The following is a 19193-nucleotide window of genomic DNA, read 5'->3' as shown; positions in this document are numbered from 1 at the left end:
AACGTTCGTTCTCTTTGTTGCCTATGCCGTTTTTGTAATGCCATTCAACAGGTTGAGTACGCCCTGCAGGGCAATCTGCACCGATTTTGCACGGATGGCATCGCGATCCCCGGAGAGCTGATGGCAAACCGCCTGCACGTTATCGTTGCTCGCCCAGGCGAACCAGACCATGCCGACCGGCTTCTCCGGCGTGCCGCCGGTGGGTCCGGCGACACCGCTCACCGATAACGCCACCTGCGCACGGCTATATTGCAGCGCGCCGTCCGCCATCTCGCGCACGGTCTGTTCGCTCACCGCGCCGTGCTCCTCCAATGTGTGCGGCGCAACTCCCAGCATTTCTTCCTTGGCGGTGTTGGAATAGGTCACAAAACCGCGGTCGAACCACGCCGAGCTGCCGGAGATCATGGTGATCGCCTGCGCGATGCCGCCGCCGGTGCAGGATTCCGCCGTCACCAGCGTCATGCCGTGTCCCTTGAGCGCATCGCCGACCTGCTGCGCCAGCAGCCGCCCGGTATCCTGCACAACTGCTGCCGCAGCCACAACCGGACGTGGCGCTCTTTTTGCCCTCTTCATTTTCATAACCCCCTAGCCAAATCGTTTTGGATATCTACTATCGCCTCCAGCCCCACGGCGATGCGGATCAGCCCCTCGCCGATGCCAGCCGCTGCCCGTGCCTCGGGCGAAATGCGCGCATGGGTGGTGGTTGCCGGATGAGTGATGGTGGTCTTGGTGTCGCCCAGATTGGCGGTGATGGACAGCAGCTTGGTACTGTCGATCACCTTCCAGGCTGCGGCCTTGCCGCCCTTGACCTCGAACGCCACAATGCCGCCGCCGGTCTTCTGCTGTTTCATCGCCAGCGCATGCTGCGGATGCGACGGCAGGCCGGGATAGAACACGCGCGCCACGTTGGGTTGTTTCTCCAGCCATTGCGCCAGTTGCAACGCATTGGCGCTGTGTGCGTCCATGCGCAGCTTAAGCGTCTCCAGACCTTTCAAGAATACCCAAGCGTTGAACGCGCTCATGGTAGGTCCTGTGGTGCGCAGAAAGCCGTACACTGGCTCCATCAATTTCTTGCTGCCCAGCACCGCACCGCCCAGCACGCGGCCCTGGCCGTCGATGTATTTGGTGGCGGAATGGATCACGATATCTGCGCCGAAATCGAACGGGCGCTGCAGGATGGGCGTGCAGAAGCAGTTGTCCACCGCCAGCAAGGCACCGCAGCCTTTCGCCACCGCTGAAATGGCCGCGATGTCGGAGATTTCGGTGAGCGGATTGGACGGCGTCTCCAGAAAGAACAGTTTGGTGTTCGGGCGCACTGCCGCCTTCCATGCCGACACGTCGGTGGCGGAAACAAAAGTCGTCTCCACGCCGAACTTTTTCATCACGGTATTGAACAGGTTCACCGTCGAACCGAACAGACTCTGCGATGCAATCACATGGTCGCCCGCCTTGAGCAGACCCATGCAGGCCGACAGAATGGCTGACATGCCGCTAGACGTTGCCACGCATTGCTCGGCGCCTTCAAGCGCAGCCAGGCGGTCTTCGAACATGGTGACGGTGGGATTGGTGAAGCGCGCATAGATATTGCCCGGCTCTTCGCCGATGAAGCGCTTGGCCGCCTGCTCGGCATTGTCGAAAGTGAAGCTGGAAGTGAGGAACAGCGCCTCGCTGTGCTCGTGAAACTGGCTTTGCACATTGCCTGCACGCACGGCCAGTGTTTCGGGTTGGTATGATTCAGTCATGTTCATCGTCCTTGCAGCCTGTCCACGCCGACAGTGCCGCCAATAAAAAACCCGGAAAGCTTAGCGCTATACCGGGTTTCCCTCGCTTTAGCAGGATTGTTAAAGCGCCCGCAAGCTGTTCCTCAAATCGGCGCAGACGGAAAGTAACACCCGCCCAGCAGCAGTGTCAATCTACATGGAGGAAGCACTCATCACCAGATCGAGCTCCAGTTGGTCTTCTTCCAGCGTCTTGTTCGCTTTGCCGCCCGCGCGTGACGCTTCCACGCGATCCAGGTACTCGGCGGTGATATCGCCCGTGATGTACTCGCCATCAAAACAGGAACAGTCGAATTGCTTGATCTTGGGATTGCATTCCTGCACCGCAGCCTTCAGGTCGGCAAGATCCTGATAGATGATGCGGTCGGCACTAATCTCGCGGCAGATCTCTTCATCCGTGCGTCCGGTGGCGATCAACTCCTTACGGCTGGGCATGTCGATGCCGTACACATTGGGGAATTTGACGGGAGGCGCGGCGGAGGCGAAATACACTTTGCGCGCACCGGCATCGCGCGCCATCTGCACGATCTCGCGGCTGGTAGTGCCGCGCACGATGGAATCGTCCACCAGCAGCACGTTCTTGCCCTTGAATTCGACGCTGATGGCGTTGAGCTTCTGGCGCACTGATTTCTTGCGCATGGCCTGTCCGGGCATGATGAAAGTACGGCCGATGTAGCGGTTCTTGACGAAGCCTTCGCGGAACGGGATGCCCAGCCGGTTGGCCAACTGCAGCGCGCTGGGGCGGCTGGAGTCGGGAATGGGGATTACCACGTCGATATCCTGATCCGGCCATACGCGCATGAGTTTGTCGGCCAGGTATTCGCCCATTTTCAGGCGCGTCTCGTAAACCGAAATACCGTCGATCACCGAATCGGGGCGCGCAAAATATACATATTCAAAAATGCAGGGATTGAGCTCGGGTTGCTCGGCGCATTGCTGGTTGTGGAAATTGCCGTCGAGGTCGATGTACACCGCTTCGCCCGGCGCGATGTCGCGCAGATACTTAAAGCCCAGCGTATCCAGCGCCACGCTTTCGGAGGCCACCAGATATTCCACACCTTTGTCGGTCTGGTTGCTGCCCACCACCAGCGGACGGATGCCGTGGGTGTCGCGGAACGCCAGCAGGCCATAACCCGAGATCATCGCCACCACGGCGTACGCGCCCTTGCAGCGGCGATGCACCGCGCTCACTGCGGCGAAGATGGCCTTGGTGTCGAGACGGAAGTTGGTGGCATTGGCTTGCAGTTCGTGCGCGAGCACGTTGAGCAACACTTCCGAATCGGAATTGGTGTTCACGTGGCGCATGTCTTCGAGGAACAGTTCTTTTTGCAGCTGCGAGGTGTTGGTGAGGTTGCCGTTGTGGCCGAGCACCAGACCGAACGGCGAATTCACATAGAACGGCTGCGCTTCGTTGTGGTCGACGGCGGAGCCGGCGGTCGGATAGCGCACATGGGCGATACCTGCGTTGCCGGTCAGCGCGCGCATGTTGCGGGTGCGGAACACGTCGTGCGCCAGGCCGTTGCCCTTGTGCAAATGGAAAGTATTGCGATCCAGCGTGGCGATACCCGCCGCATCCTGCCCGCGATGCTGCAACACCTGCAAACCGTCATACAGCAACTGGTTGACGGGACTTTGCGCTACGACTCCTAGAATCCCACACATAGTTTGTTTCTGCTTTTCGAAAAATGATTCGTTTACTTCAGGGCCGTTTCTTCCGGCAAATAATCCTTGGCGTACAAGGCCGCCTGCTGCAACGGCTTGCTCGACAGCGCATTGCGCCAGAACGGCAACTGCGGCAAATCGGTCAGCCCGCCCAGCCACACCAGCGCGATCACCATCAGACCGCCGCGCAACATGCCGAATATCGCGCCGAACTTGCCATCCACCCCGCCCAGTCCGGCGAACTTCGCCAACCGCGCCAGGAACCAGGCGAACACCGCGCCCACGATCAGCGTTGCGATAAACAAGACCGCGAACGCCGCTGCCGAACGAAGGTTTTCCGCCCCGACCGCCAATGGCACATACGGCACCATTTGCTCCGAATATGTGCGCGCCACGATATACGCCGCAAGCCAGCCGATCAGCGAAAACAACTCGTACATGAAACCGCGCCACCAACCCACCAACGCCGACAGCAAGACGATTGCAATGACCGCGTAATCAAACGACGTCACGCGCGAACCTTAGTCAAGAGTGACCACGTTGGCTTGCATTCCTTGCGCTTCCAGCTTGCTCTCTATCTTCTCTGCCGCTTCGCGCGTTGGATAGCCGCCCACGCGCACGCGCACGACGTTGCCCGCTTTTTCGGTATAAGCGTGATAGCCCTGCTTGCTCAATTTGGCTTGCAGGTTGCGAGCGGTATCCGCATTGGCGAACGCACCGACCTGCACCGCCCAACCAGTCTTGGGCACAACCTGCGGCTTCACTACAGGCTTGGGCTGTGGCTTGGCGACAGGCTTGGCTTCCGGCTTGGGCTGGCTCACTGCCGGAACAGGCGCAACGACCGGTGTGGGCACAACTGCAACTGCAGATTCGGCTACAACGGCCGGCACACTTGCCGCAGAGGACGCTGCCGCGACTTCCGAAGCCATCTTGTCCAGTTCCGGCAAGTCGATCTTGGGCTGGAAATCGCCCGCGTTGTCCTTGTTCGGGATGCGCAGCTCGATGCCGTTGCCAGCAGCCGGCGGCTCACTGTCGAATACGATGGGCAGCAGGATCACTACCACCAGCACCAGCGCGATCGCGCCGATCAAACGGCGTCTGGTCAAGCGCCGCAAATTGAATTCTTCTTCTGCTGTCTGTTTTGCCATTGATTTCAAGGAGAAAGCTCAGCCGCCGCGCATGCCGCGCACCCGCATCACTTCCGCTACCGTATAGAATGATCCGAAGGCCGCGATTCTATCATTTTCGCTCGCGCGATTGCGGGCCTCATTCACCGCATCGACGAGTGAAACGCAGGGTTTAACCTCGCCGCGCACTCCGGCATTTTGCAGCACATGCACCAGTTCAGCGGTCGTCGCCCCGCGCGGCGCATCTATTCCCGCCACCAGCCACACATCGACCTGCTCGTCCAGCGCCCGCACCACGCCGTCCATATCCTTATCCTTGAGCATGGAAAACACCGCAAACGTCTTTGCGGGCGGCAAATTGGCCAGGTTTTGCGCCAGCGAACGCGCCGCATGCGGGTTGTGCGCCACATCCAGGATCAACTGCGGCCTGCCCGGCACGAACTGGAAACGCCCGGCAAGCTCCACCTCGGCCAAGCCGCGCCGTACTGATTGCATGTTCACGGGCAATTTATCCCTGACAGCATCCAGCGCCGCCAGGACGGCACTGGCATTGCTCAACTGGAAGGCGCCGCGCAAGGCCGGGTAAGACAAGGCACTGCGCGAACCCACATTGCTGCGGTAATCCCACTGTCCGTCATGTTTGGCAAATCCGAACTCGCTGCCGATGCACCACAACTCCGCGCCGATCTCCTGCGCGTGCCGGCGCAGCGCCTGCGGCACATCGCTGTCCGCACAAATCGCCACGCACCCCTTGCGGAAAATGCCGGCCTTCTCGAAGGCAATCTGCTCGCGCGTATCGCCCAGATAATCGACGTGATCTATATCCACACTGGTCACCACCGCAACATCCGCGTCGAATACATTCACCGCATCCAGCCTGCCGCCCAGTCCGACTTCGAGAATGGCGACATCGACCTTGTGAGAAATAAAGCACTGCATGGCAGCCAGCGTGCCAAACTCGAAATAGGTCAGCGCGATATCGCCGCGCACCTGCTCGATCTCAGCAAACGAAGCACACAGCTCTGCATCGTTCGCCTGCCGTTTGGCGATGCGCACGCGCTCGTTGTAATCCAGTAGATGTGGCGAGGTATAACAGCCGACCTTGTACCCGGCGGCATGCAGGACTGATTCCAGCATGGCACACACCGAACCTTTGCCATTGGTGCCGCCAACGATGATAACTGGGAACTGGGGCTGGAGATTCAGCCGCTGTTTGACTTGCGCCACGCGCTCCAGACCGAGCGCGATAGTTTTGGGATGCAGGGATTCGAGATAGGTTAGCCAGTCAGAAAGAGATTGAAATTTACTCCCTGCCATTTCCATATTACTGCCCACGAATTGCCACAAACAAAAATATAGGCGCCTGGATGATAAGTGTCGCAGCATCAAATACCAATGCAAAAGGCAAAGCAATAGCGCGCTTTATTTGAGCATACGGCTGATCAACGTGTTCCGGTAAAAGTAGTTGCGAAAACTGATAAGTTTCATGATTAACCGGATCTGGGCGAGTCAATGTAATAGACGAGTTGTAGAAGGCAGATGCAAAAATAGGCCGTCCAGCAAGAAAGGCCCCTTCCATTTCACGATTAAAGGTATTTTTATCTTTTGTGCTTGCGATAGGAATAGTAGTCATGTTGGGCGCCGTGGGCAGCAAAAATGTTGTCGGCAACAGTTGCAATTCTGTATGCGCCCACGCCCCTACACCCCAATCAAGTCCCCTCGCCCAGTTTACTTTCCCGATTTCCGCCACAGCCCATCGCAGGGAATTCGACTCAACTGGCTTTCCATTGTCAAAATTCCACGGAGGGGCTGGATAGGTATTGACTTTGTATTGAACAAATATTTGTTCTCCGTCCGTATGCAGGCTTTCAAAGCCGATGCCAACTTCGTCCATAACCCCTATCTTTTGGGATGCTAAAGTCGCACATCCTGTAACAAAAGGAAAAAAACTAATGATGAATGCTAATTTCGCACCATCAAAATAGTTTTTCTTCATATATTTCAGGCAGCCACTAAGCCGCCTCCAACCTCGCCACCGCATCCTGCTTGGTCAGCAGCGTGATCAGCGTAGCCAGTTGGTCGCGCATCTGGCGCCTGTCCACGATCATGTCGATGGCGCCATGTTCCATCAGGAACTCGGCCCGCTGGAAACCGTCCGGCAGCGTCTCGCGCACGGTCTGCTGAATAACGCGCGCACCGGCAAAGCCGATCAGCGCGCCGGGTTCGGCAATCACGACGTCGCCCAGGAAGGCGAAGCTGGCCGACACACCGCCCATGGTGGGGTCGGTGAGTACGGAGATGAAGGGCAGCCTGGCTTCGCTCAGTTGCGTAAGCGCGGCGCTGGTCTTGGCCATCTGCATCAGCGACAGCAGGCCTTCCTGCATACGCGCACCACCGCTGGCAGCGAAGCAGATGAAGGGGCATTTCTGCTCCAGCGCGACTTGCACGCCGCGGACGAAGCGTTCGCCGACGACCGAGCCCATCGAGCCGCCCATGAAATCGAACTCGAACGCGGCCACCACAACCGGCAACGCATGGATACTGCCTTGCAGCACGACCAGCGCATCATCCTCGTCGGTCTTCTTCTTCGCCTCGACCAGGCGGTCGCTGTATTTCTTCTGGTCCTTGAATTTCAGGGTGTCGACCGACAAGACTTCGGCGCCGATTTCGAAGCGGCCCTCGTTATCCAGCAGCCAATCCAGACGGGTACGCGCGGTAATGCGGTGATGATGGCTACACTTTGGGCAGACACTGAAATTCTTTTCCAGGTCGGCGTGGTACAGCACAGCCTGGCAGGACGGGCATTTGTGCCACAGGCCGTCCGGTACGCTCTTTTTAACGTCTGCGCTCTCGCGGCGCTTGATCTTGGGCGGTAACAGTTTTTGGAACCAGCTCATATCGTTCTCCTATTTATTGATCTATCGCCTGACGCAATTCTTTCACCAATTTGCCCACATTGGCGACTACATTATTTTCATTGGAATTCTCGATTTCCTGCACGATGCGGCTGCCCACCACCACGCCGTCGCATAGTTTTGAAACCGCCTTGGCTGTCGCCGCATCGCGGATACCGAAGCCGACACCGATGGGCAGCTTGATGTGCTTGCGCAGTTGCGGCAGCTTCTGCTCGATGGCGGACAGGTCGATGGCTCCCGAGCCGGTCACGCCCTTGAGCGAAACGTAATACACATAGCCGCGCGCCAGCTTGGCGACATGTTCGATGCGCGCCTCGTTGGTGGTCGGCGCCAACAGAAAAATGGGGGCGATGTTGTGGCGTTGCAGATGCTCGAACGCCGCATGGCTTTCTTCCGGCGGGAAGTCCACCGTCAGCACACCGTCCACACCAACTTCCGCGCAGCGCTGCGCGAACACTTCCCAGCCCATGGCCTCAATCGGATTGCCGTAGCCCATCAGCACTACCGGGGTGGCAGCATCCTGCTTGCGGAATTCGGCCACCATGCCCAGCACGCCGCGCAGCGACATGCCCTGTTTGAGCGCGCGCTCGGAAGCGCGCTGAATCACCGGTCCGTCCGCCATCGGGTCGGAGAACGGCACACCCAGCTCAAGCACGTCCGCACCCGCCGCCACCAGACCGTGCATCAACGGCACGGTAAGTTGCTGCGACGGATCGCCTGCGGTGACGAAGGGGATGAGCGCTTTGCGCTGTTGTTGCTTGAGTTTGCCGAAGGTCGTATCGATGCGGCTCATAGCGTGATGCCCTTCAATTTCGCCACAGTATTCATGTCCTTGTCGCCGCGACCGGACAGGTTCACCAGCAGCACTTTGTCTTTCGCCATCGTCGGCGCGATTTTCATCGCGTGTGCCAGCGCATGGCTGGATTCCAGCGCGGGGATAATGCCCTCGAAGCGGCACAGTGCATCGAAGGCACCAATGGCTTCGTCGTCGTTGATGGCGACATACTGCGCGCGCCCCTGATCCTTGAGCAGGCAGTGTTCGGGGCCGACGCCGGGGTAATCGAGTCCTGCCGAGATGGAGTGCGTCTCGATGATCTGGCCGTTCTCGTCCTGCATCAGATAAACCTTGTTGCCGTGCAACACGCCGACCTTGGCATTGCCGGTGAGCGGTGCGGCATGCTGACCGCTGGCGATGCCGTGACCGCCTGCCTCCACGCCGATGATCTGCACGCTTGTTTCCTCGATGTAGGGATAGAACAAGCCAATCGCATTGGAACCGCCGCCCACGCAGGCAATCACCGCATCCGGCTGGCGGCCGATCATTTCCGGCATCTGCACCTTGGCTTCATTACCGATCACGCACTGAAAGTCGCGCACCATCATCGGGTACGGATGCGGGCCGGCCGCCGTGCCGAAGATATAGAACGTGCTTTCGACGTTGGTAACCCAGTCGCGGATGGCTTCATTACACGCATCCTTGAGCGTTTTGGAGCCGCTTTCCACGGGAACGACAGTCGCGCCCAGCAGCTTCATACGGAACACGTTGGGTGCCTGGCGCTGGATGTCTTCCGCGCCCATGTACACAATGCACTCCATGCCGAAGCGCGCCGCCACGGTGGCGGTCGCCACGCCGTGCATGCCCGCGCCGGTCTCGGCGATGACGCGCTTCTTGCCCATTCTTTTTGCAAGTAGCGCCTGGCCGATGGCGTTGTTGATCTTGTGCGCGCCGGTATGGTTCAGGTCTTCGCGCTTCAGGTAGATTTGCGCGCCGCCCAGGCTTTCCGACAGGCGCTTGGCGTAGTAGATGGGGCTGGGACGACCGACGTAGTGTTTCAGCTCGTAAGCGAATTCGGCCTTGAATTCGGGATCGTCGCGGAAACGCAGGTACTGCTGGCGCAATTCTTCCACCGCCGGAATCAGCGTCTCGGCCATGTAGATGCCGCCGTAGGGACCGAAATGGCCGTTCTTATCGGGATAACTGTAAGTCAACGTTCTCAACCTCGTTTATGAATGCGGCGATTTTCGCCGCATCTTTGATTCCTTTTTCCGCCTCCACGCCGCTGGACACATCCACCGCGTAAGGCTGCACTTGCCGAATCGCCGCCGCCACATTGCCCGCATGCAAACCGCCGGACAGGATCACCGGCAACGGCAGGTTCTGCGGGATAAGCGCCCAATCGAACGACTCGCCCGTGCCGCCCTGCGTGCCTTCGACATAGGCATCGAGCAACAAACCCTGAGCACCGGCATAACGGGCTGCGCATTGTATCAAATCCACTCCCGCCCTGACCCGGATCGCCTTGAGGTAAGGCCTGCCGAACTGGGTGCAGAACTCAGGCGTTTCTTCGCCGTGGAACTGCAACACATCGAGCGGCACTTTTGACAGCACTTCGCGCACGTAATCGACAGATGGGTTCACGAACAACCCAACCACCGTAACAAACGGCGGTACGGTCCGTGCCAACTGGACAGCTTGCGACAACCCGACGTGGCGCGGGCTTTTTTCGTAGAACACCAGCCCCAACGCGTCCGCACCGGCGCGCGCTGCAGCCAGCACATCCTGCTCGCGCGTCAGGCCGCAGATTTTTATCCGTGTTCGGGTAATGGGACTCATGAGATTGCTTTATTTCAAAGACAGGGCGGCATTGTACCTTGCGGCAGGCCCCACTTTTCGTCGTAGGTGATATGGCGCAGGTACAGGCCGTCCGGTGCAAATGTCGGTGCAGCGTACTTGCGGTCGCCGCCCGCCAGCACTTCGCCCATCCATTCCGGCGCATGCTTGCCTTTACCCACATACAGCAGGCACCCCAGAATGTTGCGCACCATGTGGTGCAAAAAGGCATTGGCGGTCAGATTGAAGATAATGGTGTCGCCCTCTTGCCGGATGTCCAGCTGTGCCAGGTTTTTCACTGGCGTCTTGGCCTGGCATTGTGAGGAGCGAAAGGCGCTGAAATCATGTTCGCCCAGCAGGTATTGCGCGGCCTCGCGCATCGCAGCCACATCCAGCGGCAAGTGGAACCAGCCCATTTTGCCGTGGTGCACGGCGGGGCGCGAAGGACGGTTGACGAGCACATACTGGTAACTGCGCGCCTGCGCCGAAAAGCGTGCATGAAATTCCTCGCTCACCGAATGCGCCCACAGCACGGCAATATCCTTGGGCAGAAATGCATTCGTGCCGCGCACCCAGGCATTGAGCGGCCGCTCGGTACCGGTGTCGAAATGAATGACCTGCTCCAGCGCGTGCACGCCGGTATCGGTGCGCCCGGCGGCAAGGACCGCGATGCTTTCGCCCGCGATTTCGCTCAAGGCCGCTTGCAAGGTGTCCTGCACATTGGGCACATCCGGCTGGCTCTGCCAGCCGTTGTAGCCGCTGCCGTCATACTCGACACCGAGCGCGATCCTCATCGCCATACTCCTGCCAGCACGGCGACACTTGCCAGCAATAGCAGGGCATCGACCAGACCGAACGCCTGCAGGCGCAACTCGATATGCGCGCCGCCCGTTGTGGCGGGCTGCAATGCGGAAGCTATGGTCGTGCGCCAGTCCTTGGCCGTATCACCCATGGCCGACTCGGCGTATTCAAGCGTCAGCGCCAAACGCACGGCAATGCGTTCGCGCGACAGGCCAAACCAGCGCAGCGGATAGGCCAGGGTGTACAAACCGCTGATGAGTCGCTCCAGCGGCAGCAGTTCCAGCAGAATCGCCAGTCCGGACAGCACGCTCAGCAATCGCCCCAATTGCAGCAGCCCGTCCAGCAACCCTTCGTGCGTGGGCGACAGGACGCCCAACCGGGTCCACAGCGCCGCGCCGGGCGTCGTGTAAGCATAGATCAGCAGCAGGGAAAACAATATCCAGCGCGTGCGCCGCAGCAGGGCGAGCAATTGCCTGGAGCTCAGAACCAAAGCCAGACCGAACAGCACGGCGCACAGCGAAAGCAAAGGCAGCGGTTGCAGGCGTTGTGCCAGCAAGGCGAGCAACGCCCAAACGAGGATCTGCACGGCAGGATGCGGGATGATTTTCATATCGTTCAAATGAAAACGGCAGCCGTACAGGCTGCCGTCCGGTACGTTCAAGCCGATTACAGCAACTGTTGCATCAGAGTTTGCGCTGACTCGCGCTGCTGGTCGTCGCCATCGCGCAACACTTCGTCCAAAATCTCGCGTGCACCGGCGGTATCGCCCATTTCCTGATACGCCTTGGCCAGGTCGAGTTTGGTGGCCACTTCCTGCCAGCGCTCGTCCTTCACACCGGAAGAGCCTGCGGACGGCCGCAGCAGATCCATATCCAGATTGATGTCCCCCAGCCCCATTTCGGGCGCAGGAGCGGTGAACTTGGCCGTGGTTTCGGTCGGGAAATCGAGCGTGAACGCCATGCTGTCATCCTGCGACGGAGCGGCCGGTGCAGGCGGCGGAACCGGCACCCTCGGATGGGTCGCGGTCACGTCAAACACCAGATCGTCCATATTCAGGGCGGTAGTCGTATCCTGGTTGGGCGCCTGGGGTTTAGCCGCCGGGAAGCCGGGGTTGGTTCCGGTGATGTCGAAATCCATCGTCGTCGTCTGGGCGCTGCGCAATTCCTCTGACGACAGGATTGTGGTCTTTTCGTGCGACTCAACCGTCGGCTCGATGACTACCGTCTTCTGGCTCGCAAAATTGGGCATGGTGGTCGTCGGCGAGCCGAAGCCCAGGTCGAAGTCCACCGAGGGATTTGCCGCCGCCGGTGCAGCGGGGATATCGGCCGCCGGTGCCGCAGCTGCACTGCCGCCGTAGAAGGGATTGGTCGGATCCAGCTCGCGCCCCATTTTGGCAGTCTGATCCCAGGCAGATTCATCGCCGGATTCCTTGATCTCGCGGGCATAGCTGTAGAAGGAATTTGTATCCTTGCGCGTGACATAGATGGACAACAGTTTGAGTTTGACCGGAATGTTGTTCGGGTTCTTCTTCAACGCTTCTTTCAGAACCTCTTCCGCCTGCGCATCGCGGCCGAAAGTCAGGAACAAATCCGCTTCACCGATGGGATCAACTTCCTCGGTCTCCGCTACCGCCATCGTTGCCGTCTGCACGGCCGCATGGGTAAAGTCGCCTGTCTCGGGCGACGGCGCAACCGGCGCCGCTATGCGTCCGGTGGTACTGCCGATGTCTTCCTTCTTCTTGTTCTTGGAAGCATCTTTCTTCTTGCCGCCCTGCTTGCCGCGGCGCGCGGCCATGAGTCCCAATCCGCCCAGAAGCAGCAGCAATGCTGCAAGCCCGGCCAGATACAGCGGCTCGCCCAGAATCTGATCAACCAGTGAAGGTTGCTCGACAACCTTGGGCGGCACGACCTTGGGTTTGGCGGGCGCCACGCTGCTGGCAGCTTGCGGAGCGGAAGCGGCATTCAGCGCAACCACTGCAGGCGGAGCAGATGCCGCAACCGGTGCGGATTCTTTCTTCAATTCTTCCAGGCGTTTCAGATCCTGCACGTTCTTTTCCAGAATCGCGGTGCGCTCTTGCGCTTCCTTCAACGCCTTGCTGCTGGCGATGGCTTCTTCTTCCTTGGCAATCGCCTGTTCCTGCGCCGAGGTCTTGCCGCCGCCCACTGCCTTGTCGTTCGGAGCCTCGCCCTTGGAGAGCTTCAGCACTTCCTTGGGGGGTTCCTTGCTGACCGACGCCTTGTCGATTACCGCAGCACTGATCTTGCCGGTGACTTCCTGCTTGTCATCAAGCTCCACTCGCGGCGTGCTCACTGCCGCCAATTTCTGGCGATAGGCATTCCAGTCGGCTGCCTGCGCGCGAATCTCTTCCTCGGCATCGGCCTGGGGCAGCATTTCCACCGCCTCGTTAGAAGGAACGTAAAGTATCTTCCCGGCACGGATACGGTTCATGTTGTGACCGTCGAACATGCCTGCATTCTCGCGGTACAACGTAACCAGCATGCGCTCCAGGCTGACGTTGGCAGGCTTGATTTGTGCAGCGATCTTGGTCAGCGTGTCGCCGCGCATCACGACGATCTGCTCGGGTGCGGTTCCCGGAGCGGCTTCGTCCATCGCCTCTTCCTTGCTCAGCGGGTCCTGAGTCATGGGGGTCATTTCGACAGGTTCAGCCTCAACCAAGGCCGGTTCTTGTTCCGCAGGTGCGGCTTCGGCAACCGGGGCGGCTTCAACAACAGGAGCAGCTTCAACGGGTGCTTCGGCAACCGGAGCTGGCGCTGCTTCAACAACGGGTGGAGTTTCCTCCAGCGCTTGTGCAGCAACGGGTTCTGCTTCGGGTTCAGCGGCAACGATTGGCGCGGGCACCGGCACCGGAGCCGGTTCGACGGCAGGTACTGCCATGACAGGCTCGATGGGCTGCACTACTTCCGGCTTGGGTTGCGCCGCTTTGTAGTCAATCGGATCAAGCAGGAATGTGTATTCGCGCAACAGCTTGCCGGATGACCAGCTCAACTCAACCATCAAGGTCACGAACGGGTCGTTCACCGACTGCGCGGTGGTCACCTTGATGTAAGGATCGCCACTGGGTCGCTCTTCAATCTGGAATTTGAGTTTGGGGAAATTGTATGGGTAGTCGACGCCGGCGTTCTTGTACGCGTCGGCGGAGGCCAGTTTGGCTCTCAGGCTTGATTTGTCGCCCCTGTCGACAGCGACCACTTCGATCTCTGCCTTCAGCGGCTGCCCCAGTGATGACGTGACATTGATGCCACCCAAGCCTGCTGCCCAGGTGATACCCGACCCAGCCAAGCAGACTATATATACAGACGTTTTTAGAATTGATTTCAGCACGCCGCCACCCTTTATTTGCCCAGACGTTATTCAGATTAACATCATAGGGTTAGTGATGCAAGCTCACTTTTCCCTTAAGTTCATGCGTTAACCACCAGTTAAAAACCAGATTTACCCCGCCGAACTACTTGCCCAACAGGATACGCAGCATACGGCGCAACGGTTCCGCAGCCCCCCACAGCAACTGGTCGCCACATACGAAAGCACTTACATACTCGGGGCCAAGTTCCATCTTGCGTACGCGGCCGACGGCGATATCCAGTTTGCCGGTCACGGACACCGGAGTCAGTTCGCGCACCGAGATACTGCGCTCGTTCGGCACAAATTTGACCCAGGGATTGCCGCCCTTGATCAGCGCTTCGATTTCGCTCAGGGGAACGTCCTTCTTCAGCTTGAGGGTAAGCGCCAGGCTGTGGCAGCGCATCGCGCCGATGCGCACGCACAGACCGTCCACGGGAATCACAGCGTCAGTACCCAGTATCTTGTTGACCTCGGCCTTGCCTTTCCACTCCTCCTTGGACTGGCCGTTGTCGAGTTGCTTGTCGATCCACGGGATCAGGCTGCCTGCCAGCGGAGCGCCGAAATTTTCGGTGGGCATGTCCGCCGAGCGCAGCTTCTCTGCCAGACGGCGGTCGATGTCCAGAATGGCCGACTTGGGATCGGCCAGCAGATCGGAGACGCAAGCGTAAGCCACGCCCATCTGGTTCAGCAGTTCGCGCATGTTCTGCGCGCCCGCACCGCTTGCCGCCTGGTAGGTCATGGACGAAACCCACTCCACCAGGCCTGCATGGAACAGGCCGCCCAGGCCCATCAGCAGGATGCTGTTGGTGCAGTTGCCGCCTATAAAATTCTTGCCGCCGTTCGCCAGCGATTTCTTGATGAGGTCGAGGTTGACCGGGTCAAGAATGATGACCGCGTCCTTTTCCATGCGCAGCGTGGATGCCGCGTCAATCCAGTAGCCGTTCCAGCCGGCCGCGCGCAGCTTGGGGAAAATCTCGGTGGTGTAGTCGCCGCCCTGGCAGGAGATGATGGTGTCCATCGCCTTCAGTTCGTTCAGGTCGTATGCGTCCTTCAGCGGCACGCCGCGCCCTTCGGCTGGCGCTTGTCCGCCGGCATTCGACGTAGTGAAGAACACCGCATCGATCAGGTCAAAATCTTTTTCTTCGCGCATGCGCTGCATGAGCACCGAACCCACCATACCGCGCCAACCGATCAAGCCTACTTTCATAATTCTTCCTTAATTCAAAATTTATAGCGCTGCGACAACCGCATCGCCCATCGCGGCACAGCCGACCTTTTGCTTGCCGTCCTCGTAGATATCGCCCGTGCGCAGACCTTGCTGCAACACCTTGCGCACCGCCGCTTCGATACGCTGCGCAACATCAGGCTTGGCGAACGTGTACTGCATCATCATCGCCACCGACAGGATGGTCGCCAGCGGATTGGCGATATCCTTGCCCGCGATGTCCGGCGCGGAGCCGAGGCAGGGTTCGTAAAGCCCCTTGTTGTTCGCAACCAGCGACGCCGACGGCAGCATGCCGATGGAGCCGGTCAGCATCGAGGCTTCGTCCGACAGGATGTCGCCGAAAATGTTGCCGGTGAGGATCACGTCGAACTGCTTGGGCGCGCGCACCAGTTGCATCGCGGCGTTGTCCACGTACATGTGCGACAGCGCGACCTGCGGATATTCCTTCGCCACTTCGGTGACGATCTCGCGCCAGAACATGCTGGTGTCGAGCACGTTGGCCTTGTCCACCGAGCACAGCTTCTTGTTGCGCTTCATGGCGATCTGGAAACCGACATGCGCCACGCGGCGAATCTCTGACTCGCTGTAGTGCATGGTATCGAAGCCCTGGCGTTCACCGCTTTCCAGCGTGCGAATGCCGCGCGGCTGGCCGAAGTAAATGTCGCCGGTCAGTTCGCGCAGGATCATGATGTCCAGACCGGACACGATGTCGGAGCGCAACGTGGAAGCATTCACCAGCTCGGGATAAACCATCGCCGGACGCAGGTTGGCGAACAGGCCCAGGCCCTTGCGAATGCGCAGCAGGCCCTGCTCGGGGCGCATCGGGCGCGGCAGATTGTCGTATTGATAACCGCCCACGGCGCCGAGTAATACCGCATCGGACTCTTTGGACAGTTTCAGGGTTGCTTCCGGCAACGGGTCGTTCGCCGCATCGTAGCCCGCGCCGCCGATGTGCGCATGTTCCATTTCGATCTTCAAGCCGTCGCTGCGCAACGCTTCCAGCACTTTTACGGCCTGTGCAACGATTTCCGGTCCGATGCCGTCACCCGGCAAAACTGCGATCTTCATCTGCTTTTCCATTCGAATTTACAAAAAAACGATTACGCAAACAGCCACGGCTGCGCCGCGCGATGCCTGGCTTCATACGACTTGATGTCTTCCACATGCTGCAAGGTCAGGCCGATATCATCCAGCCCGTTCAGCAGGCAATGCTTGCGGAAGGCATCCACTTCGAACTTGTAGACCTTGCCGTCAGGCGCGGTGATGGCCTGCTGCTCCAGGTCGACCTTCAGCTTGTAGCCGGAGTTGGCTTCCACCGCCTTGAACAGCGCGTCAACGATTGCCGCATCCAGTCTGATCGGCAACAGACCGTTCTTGAAACAGTTGTTGAAGAAGATATCGGCAAAGCTCGGCGCGATGATGACATGAAAGCCGTAGTCTTCCAGCGCCCACGGCGCATGCTCGCGCGACGAACCGCAACCGAAGTTTTCGCGTGCCAGCAGAATCTGCGCGCCCTGATAGCGCGGCTGGTTCAGCACGAAGTCCTTGTTCAGCGGACGCTTGCTGTTGTCCATGCCCGGTTCGCCGTGGTCGAGGTAGCGCCATTCGTCGAACGCGTTGGGGCCGAAGCCGGAACGCTTGATCGACTTCAGGAACTGCTTGGGGATGATCGCGTCGGTATCCACGTTGGCTCTATCCAACGGCACTACCAAGCCATCCAGTAACGAAAACTTACGCATCACTCACTCGCTTTTTTCAATTGTTAGCCGCCTTTGCCCAACTTCTTATCAAGCCAGCTCCCGGCTTTCTTGATGCCCTTGACGGGATACTTGACCCCTTTTTCGATGCCGCGGCCGACCGCCCGTCCGCCTTTTTTCAGGCCGCGCCCGGCTGCAGCTTCGCCCTTCTCAATACCTTCCCCGGCCTTCTTGATCACACGGGGTGTTTCAGCCAGCGCGCCCGCTGTAAACAGAGACAAGACCAATACCATGAGAACGCGTTGCATCACTCGCTCGCCCTCTCCAGTTTTTCGCCGCCTTTTTGCAGCTTCTTGCCAACCCACTCGCCGGCCTTCTTGACGCCCTTGACCGTCGCCTCGCCGCCTTTCTTGAGACCCTTCCCGACAACCTCGGCGCCCTTTTCGATGCCCTGCCCCGCGGCTTCGCCACCTTTCTTCACGCTTTCGCCCACTTTCTGGGGAACGCTTTTTTCTTCCTCTGCGAAAGCATTCTGGTACAGGAACGCACTCAGCAACAGCATCAACACAATCGATTTCTTCATGACCTCACTCCTACAGGCTCACGTCCACAAAATGGCCCGCGATTGCCGCCGCCGCCGCCATCTCCGGGCTCACCAGATGCGTACGGCCGCCCTGCCCCTGCCGTCCCTCGAAGTTGCGGTTGGACGTTGCCGCACAGCGCTCGCCCGGCGCGAGCCGGTCGTCGTTCATCGCCAGACACATGGAGCAACCCGGATCGCGCCACTCGAAACCGGCCGCGATCAATATCTTGTCCAGGCCTTCCTGCTCGGCCTGCTGTTTCACCAGGCCGGAACCGGGCACCACCATCGCCAGCTTCACGTTGGCCGCAACTTTCTTGCCCTTGGCCACCGCAGCTGCCGCGCGCATGTCCTCGATGCGCCCGTTGGTGCAGGAACCGATGAACACCTTGTCGATCCTGATCTCGGTGATCGGCGTATTGGCCTGCAATCCCATGTAAACCAGTGCGCGTTCCCAGTCGCCGCGCTTCACTGCATCGGCGGCCGTTGCCGGGTCGGGCACGCGCCCGTCAACCGCCACCACCATCTCCGGCGAGGTACCCCAGGTCACCTGTGGCCTGATCTGCGCGGCATCCAGTTCCACCGTTGCGTCGAATTTCGCCCCGACATCGCTGTGCAGCGTCTTCCAGTAGGCCACCGCCTTGTCCCAGTCGCCACCCTGCGGGGCGAACGGACGGCCCTTCACGTAATTGATCGTCGTGTCGTCCGCCGCCACCATGCCCGCGCGGGCGCCCGCTTCGATGGCCATGTTGCACAGGGTCATGCGGCCTTCCATGCTCAGCGCGCGGATCGCACTGCCCGCGAATTCGATGGCATAGCCCGTGCCGCCCGCCGTGCCGATCTTGCCGATTACCGCGAGCGCGATATCCTTGGCCGTTACGCCGCGGCCGAGCGCACCTTCCACCCTGACCAGCATGGCTTTGGACTTCTTCGCCATCAGGCACTGCGTGGCCATCACATGCTCAACCTCGGACGTGCCGATGCCGTGCGCCAATGCCGCGAACGCGCCATGCGTGCTGGTATGCGAATCGCCGCACACCACCGTCATGCCCGGCAAGGTCGCGCCCTGCTCCGGGCCGATCACGTGCACGATGCCCTGACGTACGTCGTTCATCCTGAATTCGGTCACCTTGAACTCGGCGCAATTCGCATCCAGCGTATCGACCTGCAAACGCGAGACCGGATCGGCGATACCCGCCGCACGGTTGGTGGTCGGCACATTGTGATCGGCCACAGCCAGAATCGACGAAGTGCGCCACAGGCCGCGGTTGGACAGCTTCAGGCCCTCGAAGGCCTGCGGACTGGTGACTTCATGCACCAGATGACGGTCGATATACAGCAGCACCGTGCCGTCGGCTTCCTGCCGCACCACGTGGCTGTCCCAGAGTTTGTCGTACAACGTTTTTGCGTTCATTTCCACACCTCAATAGAGCT

General features: G+C 59.6%; 20 protein-coding genes. All 20 read right to left on the bottom strand.

The annotated features are described in order from the left end of the window. Positions 1-21: 21 nt before the first annotated feature. On the bottom strand, positions 22-573 hold the full coding sequence (locus Q7V20_RS16190; RefSeq protein WP_304793375.1) for a CinA family protein: 552 nt from the start codon (positions 571-573) through the stop codon (positions 22-24). 2 nt (positions 574-575) lie between these two features. After that, entirely contained in the window at positions 576-1742 is a 1167-nt protein-coding gene (locus tag Q7V20_RS16185; protein ID WP_304793372.1) for an O-succinylhomoserine sulfhydrylase, read from the bottom strand. 171 nt (positions 1743-1913) lie between these two features. Further along, positions 1914-3440, bottom strand: coding sequence for an amidophosphoribosyltransferase (gene purF, locus Q7V20_RS16180; RefSeq protein WP_304793369.1), 1527 nt, complete (start codon positions 3438-3440; stop codon positions 1914-1916). Between the two features lie 32 nt (positions 3441-3472). Further along, a complete protein-coding gene (locus Q7V20_RS16175) occupies positions 3473-3952 on the bottom strand; it encodes a CvpA family protein (RefSeq protein ID WP_304793366.1) in 480 nt (159 codons plus the stop codon). A gap of 9 nt (positions 3953-3961) precedes the next feature. Beyond that, positions 3962-4588, bottom strand: coding sequence for an SPOR domain-containing protein (locus tag Q7V20_RS16170; RefSeq protein ID WP_304793517.1), 627 nt, complete (start codon positions 4586-4588; stop codon positions 3962-3964). A gap of 18 nt (positions 4589-4606) precedes the next feature. After that, entirely contained in the window at positions 4607-5890 is a 1284-nt protein-coding gene (folC, locus tag Q7V20_RS16165; protein ID WP_304793514.1) for a bifunctional tetrahydrofolate synthase/dihydrofolate synthase, read from the bottom strand. Between the two features lies 1 nt (position 5891). Then, positions 5892-6563: a hypothetical protein gene (locus tag Q7V20_RS16160; protein WP_304793364.1), complete on the bottom strand. Its 672-nt coding sequence runs from the start codon at positions 6561-6563 to the stop codon at positions 5892-5894. A 16-nt stretch (positions 6564-6579) separates the two neighbouring features. After that, a complete protein-coding gene (gene accD, locus Q7V20_RS16155) occupies positions 6580-7464 on the bottom strand; it encodes an acetyl-CoA carboxylase, carboxyltransferase subunit beta (protein WP_304793361.1) in 885 nt (294 codons plus the stop codon). 13 nt (positions 7465-7477) lie between these two features. Then, complete coding sequence (gene trpA / locus Q7V20_RS16150; RefSeq protein WP_304793358.1) at positions 7478-8275, bottom strand: tryptophan synthase subunit alpha; 798 nt, start codon at positions 8273-8275, stop codon at positions 7478-7480. Continuing rightward, on the bottom strand, positions 8272-9471 hold the full coding sequence (gene trpB / locus Q7V20_RS16145; RefSeq protein ID WP_304793355.1) for a tryptophan synthase subunit beta: 1200 nt from the start codon (positions 9469-9471) through the stop codon (positions 8272-8274). The genes trpA and trpB overlap by 4 nt, the downstream gene beginning before the upstream one ends. Further along, positions 9449-10096, bottom strand: a complete 648-nt coding sequence (locus tag Q7V20_RS16140) for a phosphoribosylanthranilate isomerase (RefSeq protein WP_304793352.1) — start codon at positions 10094-10096, stop codon at positions 9449-9451. Before Q7V20_RS16140 ends, trpB begins: the two co-directional genes overlap by 23 nt. 14 nt (positions 10097-10110) lie before the next feature. After that, positions 10111-10887, bottom strand: coding sequence for a tRNA pseudouridine(38-40) synthase TruA (gene truA, locus Q7V20_RS16135; protein ID WP_304793350.1), 777 nt, complete (start codon positions 10885-10887; stop codon positions 10111-10113). Beyond that, positions 10884-11555 carry a CbiQ family ECF transporter T component gene (locus Q7V20_RS16130; RefSeq protein ID WP_304793347.1) on the bottom strand — a complete coding sequence of 224 codons (672 nt, stop codon included), beginning with the start codon at positions 11553-11555 and terminating at the stop codon, positions 10884-10886. Before Q7V20_RS16130 ends, truA begins: the two co-directional genes overlap by 4 nt. Positions 11556-11560: 5 nt before the next feature. Continuing rightward, the gene (locus Q7V20_RS16125) at positions 11561-14161 is read right to left on the bottom strand and encodes a FimV/HubP family polar landmark protein (protein ID WP_304793344.1); all 2601 of its coding nucleotides are present in this window, start codon (positions 14159-14161) and stop codon (positions 11561-11563) included. Positions 14162-14360: 199 nt separating this feature from the next. Next, positions 14361-15464, bottom strand: coding sequence for an aspartate-semialdehyde dehydrogenase (gene asd, locus Q7V20_RS16120; protein ID WP_304793343.1), 1104 nt, complete (start codon positions 15462-15464; stop codon positions 14361-14363). Positions 15465-15485: 21 nt separating this feature from the next. Further along, positions 15486-16550, bottom strand: coding sequence for a 3-isopropylmalate dehydrogenase (gene leuB, locus Q7V20_RS16115; RefSeq protein ID WP_304793340.1), 1065 nt, complete (start codon positions 16548-16550; stop codon positions 15486-15488). A 32-nt stretch (positions 16551-16582) separates the two neighbouring features. After that, positions 16583-17221, bottom strand: a complete 639-nt coding sequence (gene leuD / locus Q7V20_RS16110; RefSeq protein WP_304793337.1) for a 3-isopropylmalate dehydratase small subunit — start codon at positions 17219-17221, stop codon at positions 16583-16585. A 23-nt stretch (positions 17222-17244) separates the two neighbouring features. After that, entirely contained in the window at positions 17245-17487 is a 243-nt protein-coding gene (locus Q7V20_RS16105) for a hypothetical protein (RefSeq protein WP_304793334.1), read from the bottom strand. Then, complete coding sequence (locus Q7V20_RS16100; RefSeq protein ID WP_304793331.1) at positions 17487-17762, bottom strand: hypothetical protein; 276 nt, start codon at positions 17760-17762, stop codon at positions 17487-17489. The genes Q7V20_RS16105 and Q7V20_RS16100 overlap by 1 nt, the downstream gene beginning before the upstream one ends. A gap of 10 nt (positions 17763-17772) precedes the next feature. Further along, complete coding sequence (gene leuC / locus Q7V20_RS16095; protein WP_304793327.1) at positions 17773-19173, bottom strand: 3-isopropylmalate dehydratase large subunit; 1401 nt, start codon at positions 19171-19173, stop codon at positions 17773-17775. Positions 19174-19193: the final 20 nt, after the last annotated feature.

The organism is Aquabacterium sp., from assembly GCF_030652515.1.
Taxonomy (GTDB): Bacteria; Pseudomonadota; Gammaproteobacteria; order Burkholderiales; family Burkholderiaceae_C; genus Aquabacterium.
Note: the sequence above shows the minus strand (reverse complement) of the source record. Positions and strands in the feature narration are given on the sequence as shown.